This window comes from Pseudomonas sp. URMO17WK12:I7 (genome assembly GCF_003269045.1).
Lineage (GTDB): Bacteria > Pseudomonadota > Gammaproteobacteria > Pseudomonadales > Pseudomonadaceae > Aquipseudomonas > Aquipseudomonas putida_J.
This window is the reverse complement of record NZ_QLTL01000020.1, coordinates 1-11,867: the sequence shown is the minus strand read 5'-3', so window position 1 is coordinate 11,867 and position 11,867 is coordinate 1. Positions and strand designations below refer to the sequence as shown.

General features: G+C 64.0%; 11 protein-coding genes. 7 read left to right on the top strand and 4 right to left on the bottom strand.

Annotated features, from left to right (window positions below):
* The first annotated feature begins 23 nt into the window (after positions 1–23).
* The 3 genes from H040_RS23355 to H040_RS23345 all read left to right on the top strand — a co-directional run bounded on the left by H040_RS23355 (position 24) and on the right by H040_RS23345 (position 2,618).
* On the top strand, positions 24–941 hold the full coding sequence (locus H040_RS23355) for an AEC family transporter (protein WP_027918834.1): 918 nt from the start codon (positions 24–26) through the stop codon (positions 939–941).
* Between the two features lie 48 nt (positions 942–989).
* Positions 990–1,601 carry a cell wall hydrolase gene (locus H040_RS23350; RefSeq protein WP_027918833.1) on the top strand — a complete coding sequence of 204 codons (612 nt, stop codon included), beginning with the start codon at positions 990–992 and terminating at the stop codon, positions 1,599–1,601.
* Between the two features lie 165 nt (positions 1,602–1,766).
* The gene (locus H040_RS23345) at positions 1,767–2,618 is read left to right on the top strand and encodes a CAP domain-containing protein (RefSeq protein WP_027918832.1); all 852 of its coding nucleotides are present in this window, start codon (positions 1,767–1,769) and stop codon (positions 2,616–2,618) included.
* 115 nt (positions 2,619–2,733) lie between these two features.
* On the opposite strand, the gene H040_RS23340 is transcribed toward H040_RS23345, so the two are convergent.
* Positions 2,734–3,711: a GlxA family transcriptional regulator gene (locus H040_RS23340; protein ID WP_027918831.1), complete on the bottom strand. Its 978-nt coding sequence runs from the start codon at positions 3,709–3,711 to the stop codon at positions 2,734–2,736.
* A 102-nt stretch (positions 3,712–3,813) separates the two neighbouring features.
* Here H040_RS23340 and H040_RS23335 point away from each other — a divergent pair, with 102 nt between their 5' ends.
* Positions 3,814–4,425, top strand: a complete 612-nt coding sequence (locus H040_RS23335) for a LysE family translocator (protein WP_027918830.1) — start codon at positions 3,814–3,816, stop codon at positions 4,423–4,425.
* Positions 4,426–4,511: 86 nt separating this feature from the next.
* Here H040_RS23335 and H040_RS23330 read toward each other — a convergent pair whose 3' ends face one another.
* The gene (locus H040_RS23330; protein WP_027918829.1) at positions 4,512–5,711 is read right to left on the bottom strand and encodes an MFS transporter; all 1,200 of its coding nucleotides are present in this window, start codon (positions 5,709–5,711) and stop codon (positions 4,512–4,514) included.
* Positions 5,712–5,824: 113 nt separating this feature from the next.
* The gene (locus H040_RS23325; RefSeq protein WP_027918828.1) at positions 5,825–6,724 is read right to left on the bottom strand and encodes a LysR family transcriptional regulator; all 900 of its coding nucleotides are present in this window, start codon (positions 6,722–6,724) and stop codon (positions 5,825–5,827) included.
* Between the two features lie 117 nt (positions 6,725–6,841).
* Between H040_RS23325 and H040_RS23320 the strand changes: the two genes are divergently transcribed.
* From H040_RS23320 to H040_RS23310, 3 genes are all read left to right on the top strand, one after another.
* The gene (locus H040_RS23320) at positions 6,842–7,195 is read left to right on the top strand and encodes a cupin (protein ID WP_027918827.1); all 354 of its coding nucleotides are present in this window, start codon (positions 6,842–6,844) and stop codon (positions 7,193–7,195) included.
* Between the two features lie 218 nt (positions 7,196–7,413).
* Positions 7,414–9,831: a glucose/quinate/shikimate family membrane-bound PQQ-dependent dehydrogenase gene (locus tag H040_RS23315; protein WP_027918826.1), complete on the top strand. Its 2,418-nt coding sequence runs from the start codon at positions 7,414–7,416 to the stop codon at positions 9,829–9,831.
* A gap of 110 nt (positions 9,832–9,941) precedes the next feature.
* The gene (locus H040_RS23310) at positions 9,942–11,210 is read left to right on the top strand and encodes a carbohydrate porin (RefSeq protein ID WP_027918825.1); all 1,269 of its coding nucleotides are present in this window, start codon (positions 9,942–9,944) and stop codon (positions 11,208–11,210) included.
* 183 nt (positions 11,211–11,393) lie between these two features.
* Here H040_RS23310 and H040_RS23305 read toward each other — a convergent pair.
* A partial coding sequence (locus tag H040_RS23305) for a transposase (RefSeq protein ID WP_146746759.1) occupies positions 11,394–11,867 on the bottom strand: 474 nt, incomplete at its 5' end.

The following is an 11,867-nucleotide window of genomic DNA, read 5'->3' as shown; positions in this document are numbered from 1 at the left end:
TACCCGACCACGGAATCACACCCATGCTCCACCTGCTGCTGACCACCTTGGTACCCATCATCCTGCTGATCGCCCTGGGCACCTTCCTGCGCATCCGTGGTTTCCTTGCCGAGTCGTTCTGGCCTGGTGCCGAACGCCTGAGCTACTACGTGCTGCTGCCCTCGTTGTTCCTGCATGGCCTGGCCACGGCCGACCTCGATGGCGTGCCGGTGCTGGGCATGGTCGGCGTCCTGATGCTTTCGACCTTGCTGGGTGCCGTGCTGCTGGTGCTCTATCAGGGTGCGGTGAACCACGAGGGCGCCGACTTCACCTCGGTGTTCCAGGGCGGCGTGCGCTTCAACAACTACATCGGCGCCACCCTCGCCGCCGGTATCTACGGCAGCGCCGGGATTGCCCTGGCAGCCGTGGCCAACGCCGCCATCGTGCCCTTGGTCAATCTGCTTTGCGTGCTGGTGTTCGCCCGTTTCAGCGCGCGCCACAGCGCGCCAGCCACCGTGTTGCGGGCCATTTTCGCCAACCCGCTGATTGTCGGCTGCGCCGGTGGCCTGTTGCTGCGGGTCACTGGCCTGGGGCTGCCAGCAGGCCTGGAGCCAACGGTCAAAGCGCTGGGCCAGGCCGCCCTGCCCCTGGGCCTGCTGTGCGTGGGTGCCGCCCTCGGCGGCGCCAGCCTCGGCCAGCACGTGCGGCCACTGCTGGCGGCATCGGCCTTCAAGTTCCTGGTCATGCCGCTGACCACCTGGGGCCTGTGTCGCCTGCTTGGGCTGGGTGGCCAGGCAGCGGTAGTGGCGGTGCTGTTTCAGGCCCTGCCGACCGCTTCGTCGTCTTACGTCATGGCGCGGCAGATGGGCGGCAACGCGCCGCTGATGGCCACCATCATCGCCTTGCAAACCGTGTTGGCCGCCGTGACCTTGCCTTTGGTGCTAATGCTTGCGCTGAAGTGAAGCCGCTTGGCTAGACTGTGATTCAGCCCACACTTCGGAAGCTCGACCATGCGCCTCTCGTGGATGGTGATCGCCTTGACCTCGACCCTGCTTGCAGGCCCGTTACATGCCGCCGACAGCGCCAAGGCCGCAGTGGCCGAAGACAAGGCAGAAAAGCTGGAGAAAAAGGTGGTGGAGGATGCCCCGCCGCCGAAAAGAACGGAAACCATCACCTCAGGCGAGGTGCAGGCGGTGGACCCGGCAGGCCAGGCGCCGATGGACGACAGCATCACCTGCCTGGCTCGTACCATCTATTGGGAAGCCAAGGGCGCCGATGCCCAGGACATGACCGCGGTGGCCAGCGTGGTACTCAACCGGCTAGGCCACGATGGCTTCCCCGACACCATTTGCGGCGTGGTCAAGCAGGGTGTGGAGACCAAGGCCTGCCAGTTCTCCTGGTGGTGTGACGGGCGCCCCGACCAGGTCGAGGAAGCGCAGCGGTACGACGTGGCCAAGGAAATCGCGCGCAAGGCATTGAACCAGCAGCTCAAGGACCCGACCGGGGGCGCGCTGTATTTCCATGATCGCAACGTGCATCCGGACTGGGCCAAGGCTTATCGCAAGACGGCCGAAACCCGGCACTTTCTGTTCTACAAACCGAACCAGGCACTGGCGCGTTGACACGCCATCGCACTTTTCTGGCGCTCACCGGTCTACTCCCTCTTTTGCCGCCAGCAAGTCATTGCTGGCGTTTCCTTTGCTTTGCACGAGACTGGGCCAAAAGCCTTGCGCTTGTGTAGGATGAGCAGCGCATACCAAGACGCTGCCAGTCACAGGGAGATCCACATGCGCGTCGTGTCAACCGTTGCCGCCTTGTCGCTGGGCCTGGTCATGTCAACCGGAGCCCTGGCCGTCACCGGCGAAGAGGCGCAGCTGATCGCTTCGATCAATACCTACCGCAGCCAGGCCCAGCGCTGCGGCGACGAGGTGTCGGTGGAACTGCCGCCGCTCAACAGCGATACGCGCCTGGCACTGTCGCCGGAAGGTACACGCGACCTGCAGCAGGCCATGAGCCGTGCGGCCTACCCGATGGTCAACGTCCAGGCCATCAGTTTGTCTGGCCCGCGTGATGCGAACGCGGCCATGAATGCCATCAAAGAGAGCTTCTGCCAGGTGGTGCTCGACCCGCAGTTCGTCGATATCGGCGTCAGCCAGGAAGGCCGCGACTGGCGCATCGTGCTTGCCCGGCCCCTGCTCAGCGGGCGCCTGGGCGACTGGCAGGCCGAAGGGCAGAAGTTGCTGCAGGCCATCAACAGCGCGCGCAAGGCCCCCCACCAGTGCGGTGGCCAGCCATTCCCCGCAGCGCCGGCGTTGAGCTGGAGCACCGCACTGGCGGGCGTGGCGGCGAACCACACGCGGGCGATGGCCAACCAGAACTTCTTCGACCATATCGACAAGGACGGGCGCACGCCTGGTGACCGGGCAGAGCTGGCTGGTTATCTGTATCGGCAGATTGGCGAAAACATCGCTGCCGGCCGTGACACGGCGCAGAAGGTGGTGGATGGCTGGCTGGACAGCCCCGGGCACTGCGCTACCTTGATGAACGCAGATTTCCGCGAGATGGGCGCGGCCTATGCGGTGGACCCGAAGAGCGATGCGGGCATCTACTGGACCGGCTTGTTCGGCACACCGCAATGACCCTGTAGGAGCGGCCTTGCGTCGCGAAAGGGTCGCGTAGCGGCCCCAGGGCTTCAGCGTTGCAACTGATATCGCCGGGGCCGCTACGCGACCCTTTCGCGACGCAAGGCCGCTCCTACACGGTGTGCGAAGTACTTTTGCGCAACGCTAGCGCCGTGCAGCCAAACCGCCGGCGTACACACTTGCCCAGGTAACTGGCATCCCCCAACCCAACCTCATCGGCGATCTGCGCCAGGCTGTGGCTGGAGTTGAGCAATCGCCAGCGTGCCTGCTGCAGGCGCATTTCCAGCCACCAGGCCTTGGCGCTCATGCCGTGGCTGGCCTGAAACTGACGATCCAGCTGACGCCGGCTGATGCCCAGCTCCGCAGCCAGCTGTTCGATCGACCACTGTGCCCCCAGGTGATGGCGCATCAGCGCCAGCGCGCGCTGCACCTGGCGCCCCTGCCCCGCAACATTTTCCAGCGAACGCAGGGCATGGCGACTGTCACGCGATTCGTCGACAAGCATGTCGGCCAGGCCCTTGAGTGCCCGGGCGCGCCCACAGGTGCGCGCCAGCAGTTCCACCGCCAGGTCGATGGCTGCCGTGCCACCGGCGCAGGTGATGCGCGCGCCATCCATGCAGTACAACTGCTCACGCAGCACTTGCAGGTGCGGGAAACATGCCCGGAACTCTGCCTCATGGCGCCAGTGCACCACGACCTTGTGGCCGTCCAGCAGCCCGCAGGCGGCCAGCAAGAAGGCGGCGTTGTCGATGGCGACCAGTTTCACCCCCGCCTTGGCTGCACGCTTGAGCATGCGCTTGTAATGGGGCGCCAATGCGGCGGTGGCTTCGGCATTGCGGCTGCCGAACAGCACCAGGTAGTCGTAGTCATCCCACTGCAGCTGTTCGGTAGTGGCCTGCACCTGCATCACCGCGCCACTGCTCGACGGCACCGGCTCGCCGCTGAGGCTGGCCAGGGTCCAGCTGCAGTAGCGCTGCTGGCTGTAGTCCTCGTCGTCTGCGCTGAAGCGCAGCTTGTCAAGAAACGCACCGAACGGCAGCAAGGCGAAATCCGGCAACGGCAGGATCAGCAGGCGGATATCAGGGGGCATTCGAAACAGGTCCAGAAAACACCATTGAATGTCCAGATCATACCCTTCACTTGCAGCGCCGTCGCATAGACTGGCCGCTCGTGAATACCGAAGGCACACATCATGGCTCTGGATACCTGGTTCATCTACCTGCTGGCGAGCATCGGCCTGTCGTTGACGCCAGGCCCGAACAGCCTGCTCGCCATGACCCACGGCGCACGGTATGGCGCGCGCCGCACGCTGTTCACCATCTTCGGCGGGGTGTTCGGCTTCAGTGCCCTGATTGCCCTGGCGATGTTCGGGCTGACGGCACTGCTGCAGACATCAGCCTCGGTGCTGACTGTGCTCAAGTGGGTGGGCGGCGCCTATCTGGTGTGGCTGGGCATTCAGCTCTGGCGCAGCCCTGCTCTGCATCTGGAGATGACCGAGCGCGCTGCACGCCTGAGCAACCTGGGGATGTTCCGTCAGGGCCTGCTGTCTGCCATCGCCAACCCCAAGGTACTGCTGTTCTACGGTGCCTTCCTGCCGCAGTTCATCGATCCGCAGCGGGGGCTGTTGGTGCAGTTCGTGATGATGGCTGCGACCTTTGCCAGCGTGGAATGCGTGGTCGAATACCTGCTGGCGCGCCTGGCGTTTCGTATCCGGCCATGGCTGGCCAAGGGCGGCAAAGGCTTCAACCGTTGCTGCGGCAGCCTGTTCGCTTTGATTGGCGTGGCCTTGCCCTTGGGCCGGTGACACTGGTAGCCCCATCGCTGGCAAGCCAGCTGCCGCCTTCCTGTGGGAGCCGGCTTGCCGGCGAAAGGGGCGCTGAGCGCTCCCTCTCAAGCGCGCCGCGACACCCACAGGAAGACCACCAGCGCCATGCCCGGCAATGCCGCCCCTACCAGCGCCACCCCCTGCCAGCCCTGTTGGGCGAACACCGCACTGGCCACCGCCGACCCCGCTGCCCCGCCCAGGAAGATGCTGGTCATGTACAGCGCATTCAGCCGCCCGCGGCTGGCCGGGTCCAGTGCATACACCTCTCGCTGGCCGATGACCATGTTCATCTGCACCGCAAAGTCCAACAGCACGCCGGTCAGCCCCAGCCCAATCACGCTATAGCCGGGCGTGGTCAACCCCATCAGCAGTGCCACCGGCGCCAACACCAGCGCCAACAAGGAACCGGCACGGGCATGACCGGCGTCGGCCAGGCGGCCCGCCATGGGCGCAGCGATGGCGCCCACCGCGCCGACCAAGGCAAACAAGGCGATCTGACTTTGCGACAGGCCATGCTCGGTGGCCAAGGCCAACGGCACCGCGGTCCAGTAGAGGCTGAACGCTGCGAACATCAACGCCTGGTACAGCGAGCGCTGACGCAGCACCGGGTATTGGCACAGTAGCGCAACCAACGACAGCATCAGCCCGGCATAACTCGCCTTGTGCTCAGGCACCCGGCGTGGCAGCGTGAACGCCAGCAACAGGATGATGGCCAACATCAACCCGGCAGCGCCAATGAACACCGTGCGCCAGCCAAAGTGGTCGGCGACCAGGCTCGACAACGGCCGCGCCAGCAGAATGCCCAGCAACAGGCCACCCATGATGTTGCCTACCACCCGCCCGCGCTGTTGCTCGGGCGCAAGGTGCGCGGCCAATGGAATGAGCATCTGCACGGCCACCGAGCTGAAACCGATCAGCAAGGCATAGCCCAGGAACAGTTGCCCCTGGCCGCTGCTGCTGGTCCCCGCCAGCAACAGACTGACGCAGGCCAGCACGGCGGTGATGATCATCAAGCGGCGGTTTTCCACCAGGTCGGCCAGCGGCACCAACAGCAGCAAGCCCAGCGCGTAGCCCAGCTGGGTCAGCGACACGATAAGGCTGGCACGCTCGGTGGACAGGCCCAGGTCCGGGGCGATCAGCCCGACGATGGGCTGCGCATAATAGATATTGGCGACAATCGCGCCACAGCAGAACGCCAGCAGCGCGACCAACGCACGGCTGAGGCCGGCATGGGCTGGCTGGGCAGCGGCAAGGGAGGAATTCATGCGAGGTACCTCGGCATCGGGTTGGTGTATGCCGGGCACCTTACCGGGCGCTTGCCGGTGAGAGAATCCGGCCTTGGCGCAACGGGGCTTTGCGCCAGGCGCAACGGCAGGGATCAGGGCTTGAGCAGGCCTTCGCAAAAACCGATGAAGGCGTTGACCCGCCTTGAGCCACGGTGGTTCGGCAAGTACAAGGCATTGATGCTGTCGTTGGCATTGCCCGGGCTGACTTGCCAGTCCGCGAGCAGCCGTTGCAGCCGCCCGGCGGCGACCTCTTCACGCACCAGCCAGTCGGCCAGCAAGGCGATACCGCTGCCGGCCAGCGCTGTTTCACGCAACAGGTCGGCGTTGGCGCTGCGCAACGGCCCACTCACTTCCAGCTCCAGCACCTCATGAGCGCGTTGCAGGCGCCAGGCGCGCGCCTTCTGCCCGTAGCGAAAACGCAGGCAGGCATGCTGCAGCAACTGCTCGGGGTGCAGCAGTCCACCACGTCGGGCCAGGTAATCCGGGCTTGCCACCAGCCAGCGCTGGAAGCGGCCGAGTTGCCGGCACACCAGTTCGTCGTTCGGTTGCGGATCGCCCAGGCGAATGGACAGATCGTAGCGGCCGTCGAGCAAGTCATCGAGCCGATCGCTCATGTCGATGTCCAGCTCCAATGAGGGGTGCCTTGCCAGGAATGTACCCAGGTGCGGCGCAATCACACGGCGACCGAACTCCACCGGGAGGCACAAGCGCAGCACGCCGACCGGCTCATCACCACGGTCGGCGACGCTGGCATCGGCTTCTTCCAGCGCGTCGAAGATGTCCCTTGCCCGCGCATAATAACGTGCACCCGCTTCGGTCAGGCTGACCTGGCGCGTGGAGCGGTTGAGCAAGGTGCTGCCGAGTTCCGCCTCCAGTGCATCGACCAGGCGCGTCACCGACGACGTAGCCACGCCGAGCCTGCGCGCCGCCGCGGAAAAGCCCTGGGCATCGACTGTCGCGGTAAACATCTTCATCGCCAGGAGCTTGTCCATAGGCACTCCAGTTTTAGATTTCAGAACACTCCTACAATCCACAAGGCGGGTCAAGAAGCGCACAGCAGAGCGATCAGGTCCATAGTGGAAATACCTCCACCGGCGCGAGAACAGCCCATGACCATCAGCAATCTGCTCCATGCCCTGCCCCATTGCGACCCTGCCGCTGGCGAGCGGGTCGATGCACTTCTGCAGCGCCCTGGCTTGCGCGTGGAACGTATTGTTTCCTGCGGTCAGGCGAGCCCGCCCGGCTACTGGTACGACCAGGCCGAAGGCGAATGGATCATGTTGCTGGCCGGCAGCGCGGGGCTCCGTCTTGAGCATGAGGCCTACACCCGCCTGCTGGTGCCTGGCGATTGCCTGGACATCCCTGCGCGTTGCCGGCACCGCGTGGAATGGACTGCCCAGGGGCAGCCGACCATCTGGCTTGCAGTGTTTTATGGCATCGGCACTCCATGGCCGAGCCATTGAAACACCCTTCGTTCATGCTACAAAAGTCTAAGCCGTCACATTCACATGCCGCTCAAGCACCCTGTTCACTGCATTTTTTGGCGCATGATCTAAACTTTTTGCCACATCTTCGCAAGTTCAGCCCTGCGACAATCAGTCTCATAAAATTATGTACTAACTTGTTAATTAGCAAGCTAAGGGCTTAAACTGCGCACATTCCACCTGCTGAGATCCCTGGCATGAACGAAACACCGCGCGCCTCTGGCGCCACAAACATCATCCTGGTCGGTTTGGGCGTAATCGTCGCCCTGCTTGGCCTCCTCCTGGCTGCTGGCGGCGTCAAGCTCGCCGGGCTGGGCGGTTCCTGGTACTTCCTGATCGGCGGCCTGGCCATGGCCATCGCCGGTATTCTCATCGCCCGTCGCAAGCAGGCCGGCGCCTGGCTGTATGCGGCGTTTCTGGTCGGTACCGCGATCTGGGCGCTGATCGACGCTGGCCTGGTGTTCTGGCCGCTGTTCTCGCGCCTGTTCATGTTCGCCGCGATCGGCATGGTGGTGGCGCTGGTCTACCCGATGCTGGCTCGCGCCAATGGCGCCAGCGCCGGCCGCGGTGCCTACGGCATCGCCGGCGTGCTAGCCGTGGTGCTGGTGATCGCCGCTGGCAACATGTTCGTCGCCCACCCAAGCGTTGCCCCTACCGGCAAAGGCCCGGGCATGACCCCGGTAGAAACCGGCAAGGAGCAGAAAGACTGGGCCCACTACGGCAACACCGAGGGTGGCAGCCGCTTCGCCGCGCTGGACCAGATCAACCGGGACAACGTAAACAAGCTCAAGGTGGCCTGGACCTACCACACCGGTGACGTCGCCATCAGTGACGGCAACGGTGCCGAAGACCAGCTGACCCCGCTGCAGATCGGCAACAAGGTGTTCATCTGCACCCCGCACAACAACCTGATCGCCCTCGACGCCGACACCGGCAAAGAGCTGTGGAAGAACGCGATCAACGCCCAGTCCAAGGTCTGGCAGCGTTGCCGTGGCATGGCCTACTTCGACGCCACTGCCGCGATCGCCCAGCCGACCCAGCCGAACAGCTCGCCGATCACCGGCGGTAGTGTCGCGCCCGGTGCCAACTGCCAGCGCCGCCTGCTGACCAACACCATCGACGGCCGCCTGATTGCCGTCGACGCCGACAACGGCGAGTTCTGCCAGGGCTTCGGCAACAACGGCCAGGTCAACCTGATGGCCGGCCTGGGTGACGTGCCGGACTCCTACTACCAGCTGTCTTCCGCACCGTTGATGGCCGGTACCACCGTTGTGGTTGGCGGCCGCGTCGCCGACAACGTCCAGACCGACATGCCTGGCGGCGTGATCCGTGGTTTCGACGTGATCACCGGTGAAATGCGCTGGGCCTTCGACCCGGGCAACCCGGAAGACCGCAAGGCGCCAGAAGGTGACAGCACCTACGTGCGCAGCACCCCGAACAGCTGGGCACCGATGTCGTACGACCCGGCGATGAACACCGTGTTCCTGCCAATGGGCTCGTCGTCCACCGACATCTATGGCGTTGAACGCAACAAGCTGGACCACACCTACGGCGCGTCCGTACTGGCCCTGGATGCCACCACCGGCAACCAGAAGTGGGTCTTCCAGACCGTGCACAACGACCTCTGGGACTTCGACCTGCCCATGCAGCCAAGCCTGATCGACTTCACCAAGGACGACGGCAAGTCCGTGCCTGCGGTGGTGATCGGCACCAAGGCCGGGCAGATCTACGTACTCGACCGTGCCACCGGCAAACCGCTGACCCAGGTCGACGAAGTACCGGTCAAGCCAAGCAACATCCCCAACGAGCCGTACTCCCCAACCCAGCCCAAATCGGTAGGCATGCCGCAGATCGGCGCGCAAACCCTGAGCGAATCGGACATGTGGGGTGCCACTCCGTATGACCAGCTGCTGTGCCGTATCGACTTCAAGAAGATGCGCTACGACGGCCTGTACACCGCGCCGGGTACCGACCTGTCGCTGAGTTTCCCAGGTTCGCTGGGTGGCATGAACTGGGGGAGCATCTCCACCGACCCGGTACATGGTTTCATCTTCGTAAACGACATGCGCCTGGGCCTGTGGATCCAGATGATCCCGTCGCAGAACAAAGGTGACGCCGCATCCGGTGGCGAAGCGCTGAACACCGGCATGGGCGCCGTGCCGCTCAAGGGCACCCCGTACGCGGTGAACAAGAACCGCTTCCTGTCGGTTGCCGGCATTCCCTGCCAGGCCCCGCCATTCGGTACCCTGACCGCCATCGACATGAAGTCGCGCCAGATCGCCTGGCAGGTACCGGTCGGCACCGTGGAAGACACCGGTCCCCTGGGCATCCGCATGCATCTGCCAATCAAGATCGGCCTGCCGACCCTCGGCGGCACCCTGTCGACCCAAGGCGGCCTGGTCTTCATCGCCGGCACCCAGGACTTCTACCTGCGCGCCTACGACAGCAGCAACGGTAACGAAATCTGGAAAGCCCGCCTGCCTGTGGGCAGCCAGGGCGGCCCGATGACCTACGTTTCGCCGAAAACCGGCAAGCAATACGTGGTGATCACCGCTGGCGGTGCACGCCAGTCGACTGATCGTGGCGACTATGTGATTTCTTACGCACTGCCGTAAGACCGCGTCGCTGCATTCGCGGGCTAGCCCGCTCCCACAGGTTCTCTCCTGATCCCTGTGAGAGCGGGCTTGTTCGCGAATGGCCCCCGAAAACAACACGAGACACAGCAATGCCATCCGCTATCCGCATTACCCCAACCCTGCTACTGGCCCTGGCCAGCACGTCTGCCCTGGCCGACGCCGACCTGCTGAACCGCAGCACCATGACCGGTGACTGGGGCGGGCTGCGTCACCAGCTCGAGGAAGACGGCGTCAAGATCACCGGCGACTACAGCGGTGAAACCGCCTACAACGCCCACGGCGGTTTGCACCGCTCGGCGCGCTATTCGCAGAACATCAAGCTCGGCGCACAGTTCGACCTGTCGAAGCTGTACGGCCTGGAAAACGGCGGCAAGGTCCAGTTGACCATCAACGACCGCCGCGGCAACAGCGCCTCGGAAGACCTGGTCGGCAACCGCCTGCCGATCCAGGAAAACTACGGTGGCCTGTACACCCGCCTGACCGAACTGAGCTACGAGCGCACCCTGTTCACCCCGGCACTCAACGTCAAGCTCGGCTACATGGCCATGGGCAACGACCTCGGCGGCCTGGACAGCGGCATCCTGTGCAACTTCATGAACGCCGGCTTCTGCGGCCACCCGCTGAACATGTCTGGCGGCAGCGGCTGGACCAACTACCCCAACGCCCACCTCGGCGTGCGCGTGAAGTACGACCTGTCACCATCCTGGCAGCTGCGTGTGGCGGCGTTCAACGTCGACCCGCAAAGCAATGGCAACTCCAGCCGAGCCTGGCACCTGGGGCCCAAGCACACTACCGGTACCGTGGTACCCGTGGAGCTGGTTTACAAGCTGCAGGGCGAACTGCCGGGTGAATACAAGCTGGGTTACTACTACGACAGCTCCGACGTGAAGCGCGTCGACAGCACCAAGGAAGTGTCCGGTCGCGGTGGCCATTACCTGCTGGTCGACCAGGCAGTATGGAACGACGCCGGTTCGCCAGGCCGCAGCCTGCACGCCTTTGGCCAATACTCGGCATCGAGCGAGGCCGCCTCGCCGTTCACCAAGTGGTATGGCGCTGGTGTGGTGCTGTACAAGCCGTTCGAAGGCCGCCCGCGCGATACCGTGGCCCTGGGCTATGGCCGCGCCGTGCCGAACCCGCGTAGCCGTGATGTGCTGGAAGACGCTGCATTCAATGCCGGGCAGCAGTTCCCCAACATCGACAATGCCGAGCAGCTGATCGAACTGAGCTATGGCTACCAGGCCACGCCGTGGCTGAACCTGCGCCCGGATGTGCAGTACATCATCGAGCCAGGGGCGTTCTCCGGGAAGGACATCGACAACGCGCTGGTGGTTGGCCTGCAGGTCAAGGCGACCTTCTAAGCCATCAGGGCCGCGCTGCGGCCCATCGCCGGCAAGCCGGCTCCCACAGGTACAGCGCTGCCCGCAAGGGCTGTGATTTCACTGTGGGAGCAACTGTCTTCTTATGGAAGCTGGCCTTGCCAGCGATGGGGCGCGTAGCGCCCCGAGCCCGACGCTGTCAGGCATCGCCAGCAAGGCTGGATCCTATGAGTGAACTACCTGTTCCTGCCAGGGCGTTCCAGTCTTGAGCATCGCGTTCAGCCGCACTATCAATACCCGCATGCACGCCACCACTGCTACCTTCGCGCATTTCCCCTGCGCTCGCAGCGCGTTGTAACGCTCGCTGAAGTCTTTGTTATGCCGGATCACCACCCAACAGGCCATATAGAGCGCCCGCCTGACTTGTGAGCGCCCACCCCAGATTGAACGCTTGCCCGACTGCTTGCCGCTGTCCTGATTGAATGGCGCAACACCGACCAAGGCGGCAATTTCCTTCTTATCCACCTGACCCAGCTCTGGCAGCAAGGCCATCAGCTTTCCGGCAGTAATCAGACCAATTCCTTTGACTTGCGTGAGCTGTTTGACACGATCATCAGGCAAAGCTGCTGCCTGCTGTGCGATCTCCTGTTCCAGCGCTCGAATTTCACCCTTCAGATAGGCAATGTGTTGTTCCAGCCG

Bases quoted from the DNA above. Each gene is read 5' to 3' on its own strand.
- H040_RS23330 (WP_027918829.1), bottom strand. From the start codon at position 5,711: ATGAATTCCTCCCTTGCCGCTGCCCAGCCAGCCCATGCCGGCCTCAGC.
- H040_RS23320 (WP_027918827.1), top strand. From the start codon at position 6,842: ATGACCATCAGCAATCTGCTCCATGCCCTGCCCCATTGCGACCCTGCC.
- H040_RS23335 (WP_027918830.1), top strand. From the start codon at position 3,814: ATGGCTCTGGATACCTGGTTCATCTACCTGCTGGCGAGCATCGGCCTG.
- H040_RS23350 (WP_027918833.1), top strand. From the start codon at position 990: ATGCGCCTCTCGTGGATGGTGATCGCCTTGACCTCGACCCTGCTTGCA.
- H040_RS23355 (WP_027918834.1), top strand. From the start codon at position 24: ATGCTCCACCTGCTGCTGACCACCTTGGTACCCATCATCCTGCTGATC.
- H040_RS23340 (WP_027918831.1), bottom strand. From the start codon at position 3,711: ATGCCCCCTGATATCCGCCTGCTGATCCTGCCGTTGCCGGATTTCGCC.
- H040_RS23325 (WP_027918828.1), bottom strand. From the start codon at position 6,724: ATGGACAAGCTCCTGGCGATGAAGATGTTTACCGCGACAGTCGATGCC.
- H040_RS23315 (WP_027918826.1), top strand. From the start codon at position 7,414: ATGAACGAAACACCGCGCGCCTCTGGCGCCACAAACATCATCCTGGTC.
- H040_RS23310 (WP_027918825.1), top strand. From the start codon at position 9,942: ATGCCATCCGCTATCCGCATTACCCCAACCCTGCTACTGGCCCTGGCC.
- H040_RS23345 (WP_027918832.1), top strand. From the start codon at position 1,767: ATGCGCGTCGTGTCAACCGTTGCCGCCTTGTCGCTGGGCCTGGTCATG.